Source organism: Solimonas sp. K1W22B-7 (genome assembly GCF_003428335.1).
Taxonomy (GTDB): domain Bacteria; phylum Pseudomonadota; class Gammaproteobacteria; order Nevskiales; family Nevskiaceae; genus Solimonas_A.
This window is the reverse complement of record NZ_CP031704.1, coordinates 540,353-557,151: the sequence shown is the minus strand read 5'-3', so window position 1 is coordinate 557,151 and position 16,799 is coordinate 540,353. Positions and strand designations below refer to the sequence as shown.

The window sequence follows — 16,799 nt, the reverse complement described above, 5'->3', positions numbered from 1 at the left end:
ACCTGCCCGAACCATCCGATCGTTCTGTATCCCCCGGCGGAGGCCGCAAAACCCGGATCCGGCGAACGCTTGTGTTCCTGTAGTCCCTACGGGGGTGGCCTTTCCGGGGCCTCCCCCGTTTATCATTGGGCTCCCCTCAGGACCAAAAGAGCAGGACTAGCCATGGGTTTCCTTTCCGGCAAGAAGGCGCTGATCACCGGCGTCGCCAGCGACCGCTCCATCGCCACCGGCATCGCCGAGGCCTTCCACCGTGAAGGCGCGGAGCTGGCCTTCACCTACCAGGGCGAGCGCCTGAAGTCGCGCGTCGAGGAATTCGCCGCCAGCGTCGGCAGCAAGATCGTGATGCCGCTGGACGTGGTGGAAGACGCGCAGATCGACGAGGTGATGTCCGAGCTGCAGAAGCAGTGGGGCGGCCTGGACGTGCTGATCCACTCGATCGGCTTCGCACCGCGCGAGCAGCTGCAGGGCCGCTACCTGGACGCGGTGACGCGCGAGGGCTTCCGCATCTCGCATGACATCTCGGCCTACTCCTTCGCCGCGCTGGGCAAGGCCGCGCGTCCTCTGATGCAGGGCCGCAAGGCCTCGCTGCTGACGCTGACCTACCTGGGCGCCGTGCGCGCCGTGCCGATGTACAACGTCATGGGCCCGGCCAAGGCCTCGCTGGAAGCCAACGTGCGCTTCATGGCGGCCGATCTCGGCGAGCAGGGCATCCGCGTCAACGGCATCTCCGCCGGCCCGATCAAGACGCTGGCCGCGGCCGGCATCACCGGCTTCCGCGGCATGCTGTCGGCGGCCGAGAAGGCCTCCGCCCTGAAGCGCAACGTCAGCATCGAGGAAGTGGGCAATGCCGCCGCCTTCCTCAGCTCGGACCTGGCCTCCGGCATCACCGGCGAGATCCTCTACGTCGACGCCGGCTACAACGTCATGGGCATGAGCATCGAGTGAGCGAAGCCGTCGTCGCGACGGCCCTGCGGGCGCAGGGCCGCATCGGCGAGGGCGACTACGTCGCCGCGCAGTTCCTGCACCTGCGCCCCGGTCCCCTGCCCCTGGCCGCTCTCGGCCTGCTGGTCGCCGGCTGCGTCGTCGGTCTGGCGCTGACCCGCTCGCCGGTGCTGCTCAGCACCTGCGCCGCGCTGGCCAGCTACGTGGTGCTGGTGATGCCCTGGCGCGCACGCCGACGCTACCGCGCCAATCCCGCCATCGCGCGCCCGGTGCGCATCGCGATCGACGCAGAAGGCCTGCGCTTCGACCGCGGCGGCCGCGAGCAGGCGCTGCGCTGGGACCAGATCGGGCGCTGGCGCGGCAGCCGGCAGCTGGTGCTGCTGTACCCGGTGGAGAGCGGTTTCTACCTGGTACCGGCCGCGTTCTTCGCGCGGGCGGAGGATTTCGACGCGTTCACGGCGCTGTTGCGGGACCGCGTCGGTTCGCAGCAGTAACCGACACCCTGTAGGAGCGGCTGTCAGCCGCGAAGGGTGTCTACCATGACAACCGGCCCTCGCAGCTGACAGCCGCTCCTACAAAGGACTTGCGCTCCGCTGCTGCAGCACATCCTCCCCATCCAGCCGCGCCACCGTCACCGTGGCCACCGTATCGCCCAGCACGTTGACCGTGGTGCGGCACATGTCGAGCACGCGGTCCACCGCCAGGATCAGGCCCACGCCCTCCAGCGGCAGGCCGATGGCGCCCAGGATCAGCGCGATCGCCACCAGGCTGGCCGAGGGGATGCCGGCCACGCCGACCGAGGTCAGCAGCGCCATCAGTACGACTGTGAACTGCGTGGCCACGCCCAGTTCCAGGCCGTAGGCCTGGGCGATGAACAGCGCGGCGGCGCACTCGTAGAGCGCGGTGCCGTCGGTGTTGACGTTGGCGCCGATCGGCAGCACGAAGCCGGTGACGCGCTCGGACACGCCGGCACGCTCGCGCAGGCAGGACAGGGTCAGCGGCAGCGTGGCGTTCGAGGAGCTGGTGGAGAAGGCGGTGAGCAGGGCCGGGCCCACGGCGCGGAAATGCGCCAGCGGCGAGACCCGCGCCACCAGGCGCAGCACCAGCGGCAGGGTGATCGTCGCGTGCACCAGCAGGCCCAGCACCACCGCGACAAAGAACACCGCCAGCGGCCGCAGCGCGGCCAGGCCGGTCTTGGCGACGACCCCGCCGACCAGGGCGAAGACCCCCAGCGGCGCGAAACGCATCACCAGGTCGGCAATGCGCAGCATGGCCTGGTAGACGCCCTGCCAGAATTCCTGCTGCGTGCGCCGCGTGGCCTCCGGCAGCTGCGCCAGGGCCCAGGCGAACAGCAGGGTGAAGGTCACCACGCCGAGCATGTCGGCGTCGGCCGCGGCGCCGATGGGATTGGCGGGCACCAGGCGCTGCAGCACCGCCAGCAGGTCGCCGGTGCCGCGGTCGCGCACGCCGGCGACCACCTGCCCGGTGTCCGCCGCCAGTCCCAGGCGCTGCGCCGCGGGCACGCCGTCGATGATGCCGGGGGACAACAGGTTGACCATCAGCAGGCCGGTGAGGATCGCCAGCAGTCCGGTGCCCATGTAGAACAGCAGCGTGTGCCAGCCCATGCGGCCCAGGGTACGGCTGTCGCCGATGCCTGCCAGGCCGCAGATGATCGCCGAGACGATCAGCGGCACGATCAGCATCTTCAGCGCGTTGAGGAAGATCGTGCCGAAGAAGGCGCAGGTCTGCAGGAACCAGGGCGCCTCGCCGATCGTCATGCCGGCGACCAGGGCCAGGGCCAATGCGATCGCGATCTGCCAGTGCAGCTTCATGCCGAAGACCCCGGAAATGAAAAGACCGCCCGTAGACTGAACTACGGGCGGTCCGGGATGCAATGAAAGCGGGACTACTCGACCGGTGCCGGCGCCTCGGCCGGCGGGTTGACGATCTTGATCGCCACCTTCTCGCCGATCGCCTTCTGGTAGGCGGTGAACTCGGCGCCGGCCTGCATCTCGCGCAGGCGCGGACGCAGCTGGGTGAGTTCCTGCGCGCTCGGCGGCGTCGGATCACGCACCTCGGTCAGCGCCAGCACGGCGACGTTGCCGCTGCCCAGCACGATCTCGCTGTACTGCGGCTTGCCGGCGGCGGGGCGCGGCAGCTTGAACACGGTCTGCAGCAGCACCGGGTCTTCGCCCTGCTGGATGCGCTTGATCGCACCCGGCTGGCGCAGCTCGGCGCCGGCGGCGGCCACCGTCTCGGTCAGCGGCTTGCCGGCGCGCAGCTCGGCCAGCAGTTTCCTGGCATCGGCCTGGGCCTGGGTCTTGGCGACCTCGGCACGCAGTTCCTCGCGCAGGCCGTCGGCCACCTCGGCCAGCGGACGCTGGCGTGCAGGCTGGTACTCGGCCTTGCGGACCACCACCAGCTTGCTGTCGCCGACGCTGATGGGTTTGCTGTTCTCGGTGCCGTTGAGCACTTCCGGCAGGAAGGCCGCCTGCATGACCGCCGGGTTGGCAGCGATGCCGGCACCGACGCCGCGGGTGACCCAGTCGGTGGTCTGCACCTGCAGGCCCAGTTCCTTGGCCACCGGGTCCAGCGAGGCGTTGTTCTCGAAGGCCAGGGTTTCCAGTTTCTCCGCCAGCTCCTGGAAGCGCTTCTGCAGCTCGCGGTTCTGGTACAGAGTGACCAGTTCCTGCTGCACTTCCGGGTCGGCCAGGGGCCGCGTCACGGAGGCCTTCAGCTCGTCCAGGCGGATCAGCTGCCAGCCGAACTCCGTCTCGATCGGGCCGGCCACTTCACCGGACTTGAGGTCGAACAGCTCCTTCTCGAAGCTCTCCGGCATCTGGCCGCGCTTGACCCAGCCGAGGTCGCCGCCCTTGTCCTTGGACCCGGTGTCGTCGGAACTGGCACGGGCCACGTCGGCAAAGCTGGCGCCGCCCTTGACCTGCGCCGCCAGGCCTTCGGCCTTCTTCTTCGAGGCCGCCTTGTCGGCGCCGATGTTGACCAGGATATGGCTGGCCTTGCGCTGTTCCTGGGTGGTGAAGCGCGAAGCCTTCTCGGCATCGTAGATCGCCTTGAGCACGTCCTGGCCCGGGGCCGCGGACTTGGCCAGCGCCTCCTGCGACAGCTCGACGTAGGCCAGGCGGATGCGCTCCGGCGCCATCAGCTCCGCCTTCTTCTGCTCGTAGCGCGCCTTGACCTGCTCCTCGCTGACGCTGGCCTGGGCCAGGTACCTGGCGTTGTCGAACACGGCGTACTCCACCACGCGGTCCTGCATCGCCAGGCGCCAGGCCTGCTGCACGTCGGCGTCGGTGACGAACGCGGTTTCCAGCACGCCGCCGCGCATCTGTTCGATGGCGATGGAGTTGCGGATCTGTTCCTCGAAGCCTTCCGGCTGCAGCCCCTGGCGCGACAGCATCGAGCGGTAGGTCTCGGTGTCGAACTTGCCTTCCTTCTGGAAGGCCGGGATGCGGCTCAGGTAGTCGAACAGCACGGCGTTGTTGGCGCGGTAGCCGTTCTTGTCGGCGAACTGGCGCAGCATCGCCTCCTGGGTCATGTCGTCCAGCACCAGCTTGCGGAAGGATGCCTTGTTGAACTCCTCCGGCTTGAAGCCCTCGCCCATCAGCGAGACGTACTGGCGGAAGCGCTGTTCGTAGGTGTTGTCGAACTGCGACTGGTGGATCTTCTGTTTGCCGACCTTGGCTACGACGGGGTCACCGCCGCCGCCGCTGAAGGTCTCGATGCCGAAGAAGGCGAACGGAACGACGAGCAGGGCAACAATGAAGCCTGCGACAAGGCCGCTGGTGCGGTCACGGATCTGTTGAAGCATGGGTTCCTCAACTCTTTCGTCTGACAGAAGCTCAAAACGGCAAAGCCCGGTCAGAGCCGGGCTTTGTCGACATACGTATGGTGGGTTGCCAGGGACTCGAACCCCGAACCTACTGATTAAGAGTCAGCTGCTCTACCATTGAGCTAGCAACCCATACGACCGATTTTGGGGTGACCGACGGGGCTCGAACCCGCGACAACCAGAATCACAATCTGGGACTCTACCAACTGAGCTACGGCCACCATTGGTGAATTTCCCTACCCGGGGAAACTCAGGGCCGCGAATAATACCAGAACTCTTCCGGAGTCCAAAGCCTTTTTGAGGGACCGGGCTCCGAAGCACTTTTACCGGGCGCTCGAGACCCCATATTGCATTCAAAGGCGGCCAGGCAGAGAATCCCGGCCCCGGCGGATCCCCCGCCGGGGCCCTTGGATCAAGGATGAATCTTGTGAAGACCGGAGTACTGAAAATAACTGGTTCTGGCGCGACCCCGCGTCCGGCGCAGTCGCGCCCGGCCGCCGGCCTTCGCGCCGTGCCCGTCTGAACCGGTCTTCCAATGGCGGGAGGCCGGCGGCCTTCCGTACCCAACCCCGGGAGGCCTGGCCCCCGGGGTTTTTTGTTGTCTGGAGTTCCTGTCATGCGCATCACCGCCAAGTTCAGTGCCGGAATTGAGGCCCGCCGGGCCACGGGACACTTGCGCCCGGGTTCCGGCGAGCGCGGCACCCGGATTTCCGCGACCGCCCCGGGCGGTACCGGCATCCGCCAGCAAGACAGCGGCTGACCCTGCCTGCGCGAACGCATGGAGGGCGGCCAGACCCACGCATGCTGGGCCCCTCCGCCGCCAGCACCGGCGCGGGGTCCGAAGGACTCCAGATGAACAGGCAACTCCGCAACATCGGCATCATCGCCCACGTCGATGCCGGCAAGACCACCACCACCGAACGCATCCTCTACTACGCGGGGGCGACCCATCGCGTCGGCGAGGTCCACAGCGGCACCACGGTGATGGACTTCGACCCGCAGGAACGCAAGCGCGGGATCACGATCAACAGCGCCGCCACCACGGTGTTCTGGAACGGCGTGCAGATCAACCTGATCGACACGCCCGGCCACATCGACTTCAACATCGAGGTGAACCGTTCGCTGCGCGTGCTCGATGGCGCCGTCGTCGTATTCGATGGCGTCGCCGGCGTGGAACCGCAGACCGAGACCAACTGGCGCCTGGCCGACCAGTACGGCGTGCCGCGGCTGGCCTTCATCAACAAGCTCGACCGCGTCGGCGCGGATTTCCTGCGCACGGTCGGCATGATGCGGGAACGCCTCAGCGGCCGGCCGCTGCTGCTGCAGCTGCCGCTGGCCGCAGACGACCGCGAAGAAGGTTTCCGCGGCGTGATCGACCTGGTCGGCATGCGCACGCTGGTCTGGGCCTCGGACAAGGCCGGGGCGGGCTACGCGGTGGGCGACATCCCGGAATCGCAGCAGGCGTTGGCGCGGCAGTACCGCGCGGCGCTGGAAGAGGCTGCGGCCGAGCAGGACGAAAGCCTGCTGCCGGCCTGGCTCGAAGGCCAGGCACTGACGGCGGACGAACTGCGTGGCGCGATCCGCAAGGGCACGCTGTCCGGCGCTTTCGTGCCGGTATTGGCGGGCTCGGCGTTCCGCAACAAGGGCGTCGAGCCGCTGCTGGACGCGGTGGTGGCCTACCTGCCGGCCCCGGGCGAAGTCCGCAAGGACGAAGCCCTGGCCGGCGCGGATGCCGACGGGCCGCTGGCGGCGCTGGCCTTCAAGGTGGTGAGCGACGACCACGGCACGCTGGTGTTCGTGCGCGTGTACCGCGGGCGGCTGCGGCCGGGCGACACGGTGCTCAACGCCAGCAACGGCCGGCGCGAGCGCGTCTCGCGCCTGTACGAGATCCACGCCGACAAGCGCGAGGAGCGCGAGTCGCTGGAGGCCGGCGACATCGCCGGCGTGCTGGGGCTCAAGGACACCCTCACCGGTGACAGCCTGAGCGACCCGGCGCATCCGCTGCTGCTCGAGAAGATCGAGGTGCCGGAACCGGTGATCGACGTGGCCATCGAGCCGCGCACGCAGGCGGACCAGCAGGGCCTGGGCAAGGCCCTGCAGGCGCTGTGCCGCGAGGACCCCAGCCTGAGGCTGCGGCAGGACCCGGAAACGGGGCAGACCATCCTGTCCGGCATGGGCGAACTGCAGCTCGAGGTCAGCCTCGAAAAGCTGCGCAGCAGGCATCGGGTGGACGTCGTCGTCGGCCGGCCGCAGGTGGCCTACCGCGAAACGATCTCCGCCCTCAGGGAGGTGACGCATGTGCACCGGAAGCAGACCGGCGGCCCCGGGCAGTTCGCCGAGCTGAAGCTGCGGCTGGAGCCGTTGCCCCGCGGCGAGGGCCTGCGCTTCGAGGACCGCGTGAGCGGCGGCGCGATCCCGCGGGAGTTCATCCCCGCGGTGGAAGCGGGCGTGCGGCGCGCGGCCGAGGCGGGTGTGCTGGCCGGGTTCCCGGCGGTGGACCTGCAGGCGACGCTGCTGGACGGCGGCTTCCACGAGAAGGATTCGTCGGCGCTGGCGTTCGAGCTGGCGGCGGCGGCGGCCTTCCGCGAGGCCTTCATGAAGGCCGGCCCGCTGTTGCTGGAACCGGTGATGGCGGTGGAAGTGGTGACGCCGCCGGATTACCTGGGCGACTGCATCGGCGACCTCAGCCGGCGCCGCGGCGAAATCCGCGCGCAGGCCCATCGCGGCAACGCGGTGGTCGTCGAAGCCTGGGTACCGCTGGGCGAGATGTTCGGCTACATCGGCACGCTGCGTTCGCTGTCTTCGGGCAGGGCGCAGTTCACGATGCAGTTCGGCCACTATGCCGCCGCACCGGCGGCCGTCACGAACCGGGTGCTGGCCCGGTAGCGGCAAGGGGCGCGGGGCAACCCGCGCCCTTTTTGCCGCCCCGCAGAAAATGGTGCGCCCGGAGAGACTCGAACTCCCGGCCCTGAATCATGGCGAAGTCGGTGACCGTCCATTCAATGGGCTTGTCCGCACGCGCCCGGAAATACGCGCCGAGCTTGCTTCGATCGCGGCAAAGGAGTCGCTGCGACCTGGCTGTGAAAGCTCTGGAATCCGCGACTATGGGCCGCCCTGCGGGTAGTCCTTGTTGTCCGCCGTATTGCGGACCTCGACACTGGTGACGCCGCCACTGATTCTGAAGCTGCAGTTGCTGTTGCCTGCACTGACGCAGACCCAGGCGGCGCCCAGCACGTCGGCGCTGTTGAACGAGTAGGTGTAGTTTGCGCGGAAGCTCTTCCGAATCCTGTCGGCTTCGGCCGGCTCCATGGTGACGATCGCGTAGTAGCTCAGCGTGCGCGTTTTTCCATCCGGGCCAACCACATTGCGCCGCTCGGTCTCGTATCCAGCTGTGTTACGCGCGGACATCACAGTAAATCCACGATAGAACGGCGTCAGGAGGTCAGGCGTTCCCTCGGAAATCTGCGCGGGGATCGAGATGCGCAGTTCCTTGCTCGCGGCGTCGTAGGTAGCGTTGGCCGCCTCCGAAGAGGTATAGCCCGTCAATCCTGCTGCAAAGGCTGCGACTCGGCTATCAAATGCACCCTGTGTCTCCGTCGATGACTTGTTGTTCGCCGAGTCCATCGCGTCATAGAGCATTCTCAGCGCCGGGTCCTCGGAAAGATTTTTCATATCTCCCGAATCGCCACCGCCACCGCCACACGACACCAACCCGAGCAGGACAACCCAAACCAGTCTCTTCATGTTTCCCTTTTTCCGACGATAGGCGCCGCGCATTCCAGCACAGAATGGCCGTTCACTTCAATCGTCGTCCCCACCATGGCCGCGCACGCGGCCGATGATGGCGTAGTTCTCGCCCACACTGGGCTCCGGAGGATACTTGGACTGATCCGCATCCCGATGATGCAGCGGATACTGGATGTGCTCAGCGCTGGGCTATCCGGCGACCTGGAAGGGTAGGTTGAAGTAGCCGGTGCCCTGGCAATCCTTGTTGACCGCAAAGGTCCAGTTCTTGAATTTCTTCACATCGATGCCTGTGAAGGCTGAAATGGTGCGCCCGGAGAGACTCGAACTCCCGGCCCTCTGGTTCGAAGCCAGATGCTCTATCCAACTGAGCTACGGGCGCTTTAACAGATAGAAACTCAGCTGCCCGGCCGCGCCGCCTGCAAGCCGCTGATCGAGGCGGCAATGCGTTCGGCCGCCATGCCGATGGCGATGAGTCCGTCGGTCAGGGTCTTCATCAGCTTGTCCCAGGGCTCGGTGTCCTGGTCGGGGAAGGGCTGGTCGACCTCGTCGATCAGCTCCTCCATCAGCTTCAGGCCCTGCTTCCACTGGTCATGCTCGGCGCCATGCTGCAGCAGGCGCTTCATCAGCAGCGGGCCCCAGGCCGAGGTCAGGAACTTCATGGCGGGCTCGGGCACGTTGCGGCCGAAGGTGGCCATCTCGACCTGGCGCATGACCAGGCGCCGCACCTCGCCGAGGATGGCCTGGCGGCGCGCCTCGGCCTCTTCCTTCTTCCACTCGAAGAACTTCTGGATCTGTGCCTCGTCGATCGGAGCCTGGGTCAGCATCGCCTCGCGCACGAATTCCGGCGCCAGGTCGAACTGCACCAGGACCTGCTGCAGGCGCTCCACTGCGCGCCGCGCCTCGGCGTTGCCGGTCAGGCGCGAGGTGGCGGACTTCAGCATCAGGTCGTTGACCAGGCTGTTGATCGGATGGGTCGCGGCGGTGAACAGCGTGGAATCGGCCAGCGCCGACTTGACCACCGGGAAGCGCACCGACTCGTGCTGGGAGCGGAACTCCTCCGGCAGCATGGCATCGGCGATCGCCTCGTTGATGAAGCGCCCGGCCAGCGACATGCGCTGCAGCGGCACCCAGCGCTGGTCGTCGGCCACGCCGGGGATCGAATGCGGGCCGGTAAGGCTCAACAGGTCGGCGGCCAGGGAGCCGTCGGTGTAGGCGCCGTCGATCGCGTTGCCGGCGAAGTTCTTGAGCATCGACACCGTGTTCGGGTCGATCTGGGGCGGCGGCACCAGCTCGCGCTTGATCACCGGTGCCACCGGCATCGGCGGCGCGATCGGAGGCGAAGGCGGAGGCGCAGCGGCCGGGGCCGGTGCGGCAGGCTGTGCCGGGCCCTCCTGGCTGGCGCGGGTGGCAGCGGTGCTGATCACCTTGATCGAGGCGATCAGCGACTCGTAGAGCTGGCCGAGCTGCGGCACCACCGCCTGGTCGAAGCGCTGGAACAGCGCCTGGCGCTGCGACGCCGGCCAGCCGATTTCGGTGGCGGTTTCCTGCAGGGTGCGGACCAGGCTCGCCGGAGCCACGGCGCGGGTGTAGATCGGGATGTACAACAGCAGCCGCAGGCGATCGACGCGGGCATCGAGCTCGCCGACCGTCTTGCGGTGCAGGGATTCGGCACGCAGCTCGGCGTTGGCGGACTGCACCGCGGCCTCGGAATTGCGGGGCTCGCCCGGCACTTCGCGGCGTGCGGCCTCACCACCGGTCAGGGCCTCGTCGACGCGCTGGACATAGGTTTCCAGCCAGCCCGCGCCCTTTTCGGCAACCAGCATCGCCAGTTCGCCGAAGGCATGCTGCACCTGCAGGTCGCTGGCACCGAAAGCCAGTTCGGTGAAGTCGGCCGGGAGACGCTGGACGAAGGCGGCGAACAGGTCGGTCAGGGTGCTGCGGACGGTCTTGCGCAGCTCCTCGCCGGCGGCCAGGCCCAGGCGCTTGAGGTGCGCGGCCTGCTGCATCGATGGCGGAGCGGCCTTCGGATCGCCGGGTAGGCTGCCCTTGGTCATTGCGTGATCACGGTCCCGGCAAGCCGCGCACGCAACGGAAACTGCGGGCCGCAGGAAGCGCGCCCCCATCCCGGCCGTCGACGGCACTTTTGCTTTTGCATACTGGGTATTCCGCCCTCACTGCGCCCGTGGCTGCTGCTTGGCAACCGCTCTATGCCGGTCTCCCGCCGGCACCCGCAGTATCCGGTTGTTCCGGTCACGGCCGCAAGGCCGGGTTCCGCGCCTGGTGCGTCAGGCACTCCCCGACCCTTCGGGCCGCACCCCCGGGCCTCAGGGGGCCGGGGTACCGTCCAGCTGGTACCGGGGCGAGCGCGGGCCATAGAGGATTCCGGCGGGCCGGCCCGCGGACAGCAGGCGCGCGCTGGTCACCGCCGCCATGTCGTGGCTGGCATCGCTGACGTTCTCGATGATCTGGTGGATCACCGCCTCGACCAGCAGGCCGACCAGCCCTCCCTGCGAGTTGCCGCCACGATTCTCGGCGCTGGAGGCGCTGGCCGAGCCGGCCCACAGGATGGCGCCGTTGCGCAGATCCACCAGGCGGGCGTCGGCGGTCACCACGCTTTCGCTCTGGATCACGCGGTAGACCGTGCCGTACTGGCGCACCTGGATATACAGGGCGGCGTCGGCCCCGAAGATCTCGCGCAGCCTGGCCGGCGGCACGTCCACGATCTCGGCCGGATTGCTGAGGCCGTTCTGGCGGAAGGTCTCTTCGACCAGGGTCACCGGCAACACGTAGTAGCCGGATTCGGCCAGCGGCTGGGTGACCCAGGACATCAGGCTGTGGCTGGCCTGCACGGCGGTCGAGGTATTGACCGGCGGCAGCACCAGGATCGACCGCGGGCGGCTCTGGCGGAAGGCCGTGTAGTCGTAGCCCGGCGGGGTGACGCAGCCGCTCAGCAGCAGCACGGCGGCACAGCATGCGGCGGCAGCGCGCAGGGCGTTCATCGTGCGTCTCCGACTTTCCGCGCCGCTAACCGGGCGAGCAGGAAATCCATGTAGGGCTTGGCTTCCGGGAACAGGGTTTCTTCCGCCTCGAAGGCGCCCCTGGCCTTGTCCAGCTGCCCGGTGTTCAGGTACAGCAGGCCCAGGTGCGCGTTGAAGCCGGGCGGCAGGGCCTCGCCCCTGGACTGCGCGCGCTGTGCGATCTGCTCCAGCCGGACCTGCTGCGCTTCCGGCGAGTCGCCCTTGAAGTGCGAGTAGACCACCGGCTGGTAGTCGCCCCAGTAATACAGCGTCTTCTGCGGCGTCACGCAGCCCGCCAGCGTGGCTGCCAGCAGCACCGCCAGCCCATGGCCGGCGCGCCGGATTCCTTTTTCCATCATTCCCCGTTCCCCCAATCCCGCCGCGGCTTACTTCGACGGCGTCCAGGCACCGGATTCGACGCCCCGGACCAGGTTGTTCACGGCCTCGCGGATCGCCAGGTCCAGCACCTTGCCGTTGAGCGTGGAGTCGTAGCTGGCGGTGCCACCGAAGCCGATGACCTCGCGGTTGGAGAGGCTGTATTCGCCGCTGCCCTGCGAGGAGAACACCACCTCGGAGGTACCGACGTCGACGATGTTCAGGTTCACCTTGGCGTAGGCGATCTGCTCCTTGCCGCTGCCGAGGATGCCGAACAGCTGCTGGTCGCCGACTTCCTTGCGGCCGAACTCGGTGACGTCGCCGGTGACCACGTAGTCGGCGCCCTTGAGCTTCTGCGCCGTGCCCTTGAGCTTGGCCTCCTGGCCGATCTCGGCCATGTTGTCGCGGTCCAGCACGTTGAAGCGGCCGGTCTGCTGCAGGTGCGTCACCAGGATGGTCTTGGCCTGGCCGCCGAGGCGGTCGACGCCGTCGGAGAAGATGCCACGCATGTAGCTGGAGCGGTTGTCGAACTTGCCCACGGAGATCGGGCTGCGCGCGCCCCGCCAAGGCGTGCCGGCCGATTCGACCTTGGCGACTTCCAGCGTGCGGTGGCTTTCGGTGGCACAGCCGGCCAGGGCCAGGATGGCCGCCAGCGCGATACCCGAAGACAGCTTCTTCATGGAGTGAGTCCTTGGAACGGTGAGGAAGGGATGCCAGGGCGGCCATGAGGGGCAGCCACAGGGGGGAATATGGCGCGCCTGGAGGGAATCGACGAATCCGCAGGAGCGGATTCGAGCGTTAGCCCTGAGCGCAGCGAAGGGTGAGGCCCAGGGATGGGCCGAACAACCTCCGGCCCGCAGGGTCGGGGGTGAGATTGCATTAGCGATGGTCCCGGGAATATGGCGCGCCTGGAGGGAATCGAACCCCCGGCCCTCGACTTAGAAGGTCGATGCTCTATCCAACTGAGCTACAGGCGCAGACTTGCATTCGGTGCAACTCCAATGATGCCACGCCTCCCTGGTCCCCGGTCGATAACCGCTAGAATTCACGCATGAATCCCTGGCTGATCCCCCTGCTGAGCCTGGCCGGCGCCCTGTTCGGCGCCTACATCGGCGGCCTGCTCGCCCGGCGCCGGTCGAACGACGACTCGCGCTCGCTGGAGCCACTGTTCGAGCGCGGGGAGCGCACGGCGCGCGAGGAAGCGGCCAATTCCCGCCGCGAGGCCGCGGAACTGGCGCGTTCGCAGCGCGGCGAGCTGACCGGCTTGCTGGGCGGCTTCGGCCAGCAGCTGCACAGCCAGCAGGACAGTCTGCGCACCGTGGTGGCCGAACGCCTGGACGGCTTTGCCGCCGAGTTGCGCCTGCAGAACCAGCGCCTGGCCGAGACGCAGCAGCAGTTCGTCGCGCAGGCCGGCAGCACCCGCGAAGAGCAGGCCCAGGGCCTGCAGCGCTTCGGCGAAACCCAGCGCGCGGCCCTGGCCCAGCTGGTGGAAACCCAGACACGCCAGGCCGAAACCCTGCGCGCCGTGGTGGAGGCCGGCCTGCTGGCGCTGCGCACCGAGAACGCCGAAAAGCTGGAGCAGATGCGCCAGACGGTGGACGAGAAGCTGCACGAGACGCTGGAAAAGCGCCTGGGCGAGTCCTTCAAGCTGGTCAGCGAGCGCCTGGAGCAGGTGCACAAGGGCCTGGGCGAGATGCAGACACTGGCCACCGGAGTGGGCGACCTGAAGCGGGTGCTGGGCAACGTCAAGGCGCGCGGCATCTTCGGCGAGGGCCAGCTCGGTGCCCTGCTGGAACAGGCGCTGACGCCCGAGCAGTACTCGGCCAATGTCGCCGTGCGGCCCGGGAGCAACGAGCGAGTCGAGTTCGCCATCCGCCTGCCCGGCCGTGCCGGCGACGACGTGCCGATGTGGCTGCCGATCGACGCCAAGTTCCCGCGCGAGGACTACGAGCGGCTGGTAGAGGCCCAGGACCGCTCGGATACCGAGGCCACCAAGGCCGCGGCCGCGCAGCTGGAACGCGCCGTCCGCACCCAGGCCAAGCTGATGGAAAAGTACGTCTGCCCGCCGCACACCACCGACTTCGCCGTCATGTTCCTGCCGACCGAGGGTCTGTACGCCGAGGTGCTGCGCCGGCCGGGGCTGTTCGAGGCGCTGCAGCGCGAGTACCGCGTCAACGTCGCCGGGCCCACGACCCTGCTGGCGATCCTCAACAGCCTGCAGATGGGCTTCCGCACGCTGGCGATCGAGCAGCGCTCCAGCGAGGTCTGGCAGGTGCTGGGGGCGGTAAAGGCCGAGTTCGGCAAGTTCGGCGAGGTGCTGGACAAGGTCAAGAAGAAGCTCGACGAGGCCAGCAACCATATCGAGCAGACCAATGTGCGCAGCCGCGCCATCAGCCGCAGCCTGCGCGACGTCGAGGCCCTGCCGGAGGGGCCCGGGGTACCGGCCATCGCCCCGGACGGGGATGCCGAGTCCTAGGGCCTGTTAAAATACGGCCTTGTCCGGAGTCCCGCTGCACATGTCCACCCCGCGTACGCCTGCCCGCGCGAAGGCAAAGAGTCCCAAAGTCGGTTTTGTCTCCCTGGGTTGCCCCAAGGCGCTGGTCGACTCCGAACGCATCCTGACCCAGCTGCGCGCCGAGGGCTACGAAACCGTGCCCAGCTATGACGCCGCCGACGTGGTGGTGGTCAACACCTGCGGCTTCATCGACTCGGCGGTGGAGGAATCGCTGGACGCCATCGGCGAGGCCATGGCCGAAAACGGCAAGGTCATCGTCACCGGCTGCATGGGCACCGGGCCCAAGGCCCAGGTGGTGCGCGACAAGTATCCCGACCTGCTGTCGATCAGCGGCCCGCAGGATTTCGGCAGCGTGATGAAGGCGGTGCACGCGGCGGTGCCGCCGGCGCACGATCCCTTCTTCGACCTGCTGCCGCCGCAGGGCATCAAGCTGACGCCGCGGCACTACGCGTACCTGAAGATTTCCGAGGGCTGCAACCACAAGTGCAGCTTCTGCATCATCCCCTCGATGCGCGGCCGCCTGAACTCGCGGCCGGTGAACGAGGTGCTGGTGGAGGCCGAGAAGCTGGCCAAGGCCGGCGTCAAGGAACTGCTGGTGATCTCGCAGGACACCAGTGCCTACGGCGTGGACCGCAAGTACGCCGGCGGAGCCTGGCGCGGCAAGGAATACCAGAGCTCGCTGCTGGACCTGTGCAACGGCCTGGGCGAACTCGGCCTGTGGACGCGCCTGCACTACGTCTACCCCTACCCGCACGTCGACGGGATCATCCCGCTGATGGCGGAGGGCAAGATCCTTCCCTATCTCGACATCCCCTTCCAGCATGCTTCGCGCAGTGTGCTCAAGGCGATGAAGCGCCCGGCTGCGGCCGAGGACACGCTGGAGCGCTTGGCCGCCTGGCGCAAGATCTGCCCTGATCTCACCGTGCGCAGCACCTTCATCGTCGGCTTCCCCGGCGAGACCGACAAGGACTTCGAGGAACTGCTGTCCTGGCTCAAGGAAGCACAGCTGGACCGCGTCGGCTGCTTCGAGTATTCGCCGGTGGAAGGCGCCACCGCCAATGCCCTGCCCGGCGCGGTACCGGACGAGGTCAAGCACGAGCGCCATGCGCGCTTCATGCAGCTGCAGCAGAAGATCAGCAAGGCCAAGCTCAAAGAGAAGATCGGCGAGGAGATCGAGGTGCTGGTGGACGGCCTCGACGAGGAAAGCGGCGTGATGGTGGGCCGCAGCAAGGCGGATGCGCCGGAGATCGACGGCAAGGTCTATCTGTCCACCGACCAGCCCTTGCGCGCGGGGCAGATCGTGACGGCGCGGGTGATCCAGGCGAGCGAGTACGACCTGAACGCGGAAGTGGTGTAACGGCAAAAAACCTCTCGTCCGCAAATGAACGCGAATAGACGCAAATAAAGCATTCGCGTTGATTTGCGCTCATTCGCGGACTGCCTGTCTTTAGCCCAGCAGGTAACTCCACAGCGGCACCGTCACCAGCGACAGCAGGATGCCGCTGCCGAGTATGGTGTTGGCCAGCGGCGGGTCCAGGTGGTGCTGGTCGCAGAGGATCGCGGCGGAGATCATCGGGGCCATGGCGGCCTGCAGCACGCCGATGGTCAGCACCAGGCCGGTCACGCCGGTGGTCAGGCCCAGGGCCAGCATGATCAGGGGCGCTATCAGCAGCTTCCAGCCCAGGGCCAGCGCCAGCGGCGCGGCCTGACCGCCGCCGAACTGCAGGCGCAGGCGCAGGCCCACCGAAAACAGCGCCAGCGGCACCAGGGTCTGGCCGACACGGTGCAGCACCTCCTCCGCGGGGCCAGGCCAGCCGACGAACTGGCCGACGAACACGCCGGCGACCAGGGCCAGGAAGGGCGGAAACAAGGCCACGCGCATGACGATCTCGCGCGGTTTCGGCTGCTTGCCCGAGTAGATCGCGGACACCAGCACGCCACCGACGGCGAGCGCGACGAAGCAGCCGAGCTGGTCGGCGACGACACCCAGGGCCAGGCCCTCGCGGCCGCGCAGGGCTTCCAGTAGCGGGAAGCCGACGAAGGAGGTGTTGCCCAGGCCTGTCATCAGGATCATGCAGCCGATGCGCGCTCGGCTCCAGCCGAGAGCGCCGCCAAGCAGCTGGAACACCAGCGCCGCGCCGATGAACACCAGCCACTGCGTGACCACCAGGAACCACAGCTGCGGGTCGAAGTGCAGCCGCGGGATCAGCTCCAGCACCAGCGCCGGCAGCGCGATGTTGATGACCCACCAGTTGAGTCCCTGCGGCAGGCCCATGGGTGGATGCGCAAAGCGTGCGATCAGCGCGCCGAGCGTCAGGCAGACCAGCAGCAACAGGATCGGCGTCACGACGGGCCC

14 protein-coding genes and 4 tRNA genes are annotated in these 16,799 nt (G+C 67.8%); 6 read left to right on the top strand and 12 right to left on the bottom strand.

The annotated features are described in order from the left end of the window. Positions 1–162 precede the first annotated feature (162 nt). Together D0B54_RS02735 and D0B54_RS02730 are read left to right on the top strand one after the other, a co-directional pair. Positions 163–945, top strand: a complete 783-nt coding sequence (locus D0B54_RS02735) for an enoyl-ACP reductase FabI (protein WP_117288943.1) — start codon at positions 163–165, stop codon at positions 943–945. Further along, the gene (locus D0B54_RS02730) at positions 942–1,436 is read left to right on the top strand and encodes a YcxB family protein (protein WP_117288941.1); all 495 of its coding nucleotides are present in this window, start codon (positions 942–944) and stop codon (positions 1,434–1,436) included. Before D0B54_RS02735 ends, D0B54_RS02730 begins: the two co-directional genes overlap by 4 nt. A 78-nt stretch (positions 1,437–1,514) precedes the next feature. On the opposite strand, the gene D0B54_RS02725 is transcribed toward D0B54_RS02730, so the two are convergent. The 4 genes from D0B54_RS02725 to D0B54_RS02710 form a co-directional block, all read right to left on the bottom strand. Next, a complete protein-coding gene (locus tag D0B54_RS02725) occupies positions 1,515–2,774 on the bottom strand; it encodes a dicarboxylate/amino acid:cation symporter (RefSeq protein WP_117288939.1) in 1,260 nt (419 codons plus the stop codon). Between the two features lie 74 nt (positions 2,775–2,848). Then, the gene (locus D0B54_RS02720) at positions 2,849–4,768 is read right to left on the bottom strand and encodes a SurA N-terminal domain-containing protein (protein ID WP_117288938.1); all 1,920 of its coding nucleotides are present in this window, start codon (positions 4,766–4,768) and stop codon (positions 2,849–2,851) included. A gap of 78 nt (positions 4,769–4,846) precedes the next feature. Then, positions 4,847–4,921 (bottom strand) — tRNA-Lys (locus D0B54_RS02715). 13 nt (positions 4,922–4,934) lie between these two features. Beyond that, positions 4,935–5,010, bottom strand: a tRNA-His gene (locus tag D0B54_RS02710). A gap of 395 nt (positions 5,011–5,405) precedes the next feature. Between D0B54_RS02710 and D0B54_RS24120 the strand changes: the two genes are divergently transcribed. Both D0B54_RS24120 and fusA read left to right on the top strand, forming a co-directional pair. After that, entirely contained in the window at positions 5,406–5,549 is a 144-nt protein-coding gene (locus D0B54_RS24120; RefSeq protein WP_162932153.1) for a hypothetical protein, read from the top strand. Between the two features lie 92 nt (positions 5,550–5,641). Further along, positions 5,642–7,675, top strand: coding sequence for an elongation factor G (gene fusA / locus D0B54_RS02705; RefSeq protein WP_117295007.1), 2,034 nt, complete (start codon positions 5,642–5,644; stop codon positions 7,673–7,675). 216 nt (positions 7,676–7,891) lie between these two features. Here fusA and D0B54_RS02700 read toward each other — a convergent pair whose 3' ends face one another. The 7 genes from D0B54_RS02700 to D0B54_RS02670 form a co-directional block, all read right to left on the bottom strand. Beyond that, entirely contained in the window at positions 7,892–8,533 is a 642-nt protein-coding gene (locus D0B54_RS02700) for a hypothetical protein (protein ID WP_162932152.1), read from the bottom strand. Positions 8,534–8,838: 305 nt separating this feature from the next. Continuing rightward, positions 8,839–8,915, bottom strand: a tRNA-Arg gene (locus D0B54_RS02695). 16 nt (positions 8,916–8,931) lie between these two features. After that, entirely contained in the window at positions 8,932–10,590 is a 1,659-nt protein-coding gene (locus D0B54_RS02690; protein ID WP_162932151.1) for a DUF1631 family protein, read from the bottom strand. Between the two features lie 270 nt (positions 10,591–10,860). Further along, a complete protein-coding gene (locus D0B54_RS02685) occupies positions 10,861–11,535 on the bottom strand; it encodes a DUF799 domain-containing protein (RefSeq protein ID WP_117288931.1) in 675 nt (224 codons plus the stop codon). Next, the gene (locus D0B54_RS02680; RefSeq protein WP_205527251.1) at positions 11,532–11,912 is read right to left on the bottom strand and encodes a DUF4810 domain-containing protein; all 381 of its coding nucleotides are present in this window, start codon (positions 11,910–11,912) and stop codon (positions 11,532–11,534) included. Before D0B54_RS02680 ends, D0B54_RS02685 begins: the two co-directional genes overlap by 4 nt. A gap of 27 nt (positions 11,913–11,939) precedes the next feature. Then, the gene (locus tag D0B54_RS02675) at positions 11,940–12,608 is read right to left on the bottom strand and encodes a CsgG/HfaB family protein (RefSeq protein WP_117288929.1); all 669 of its coding nucleotides are present in this window, start codon (positions 12,606–12,608) and stop codon (positions 11,940–11,942) included. 220 nt (positions 12,609–12,828) lie between these two features. After that, positions 12,829–12,905 (bottom strand) — tRNA-Arg (locus D0B54_RS02670). Positions 12,906–12,979: 74 nt separating this feature from the next. On the opposite strand from D0B54_RS02670, the gene rmuC reads away from it, so the two are divergent. Both rmuC and rimO read left to right on the top strand, forming a co-directional pair. Then, on the top strand, positions 12,980–14,404 hold the full coding sequence (gene rmuC, locus D0B54_RS02665) for a DNA recombination protein RmuC (RefSeq protein WP_117288928.1): 1,425 nt from the start codon (positions 12,980–12,982) through the stop codon (positions 14,402–14,404). A 40-nt stretch (positions 14,405–14,444) separates the two neighbouring features. After that, positions 14,445–15,800 (top strand): 30S ribosomal protein S12 methylthiotransferase RimO, encoded by a 1,356-nt coding sequence (gene rimO, locus D0B54_RS02660; protein ID WP_117288926.1) that lies wholly within the window; start codon positions 14,445–14,447, stop codon positions 15,798–15,800. Between the two features lie 90 nt (positions 15,801–15,890). Here rimO and D0B54_RS02655 read toward each other — a convergent pair whose 3' ends face one another. Continuing rightward, positions 15,891–16,790 carry an AEC family transporter gene (locus D0B54_RS02655; RefSeq protein WP_205527250.1) on the bottom strand — a complete coding sequence of 300 codons (900 nt, stop codon included), beginning with the start codon at positions 16,788–16,790 and terminating at the stop codon, positions 15,891–15,893. Positions 16,791–16,799 lie beyond the last annotated feature (9 nt).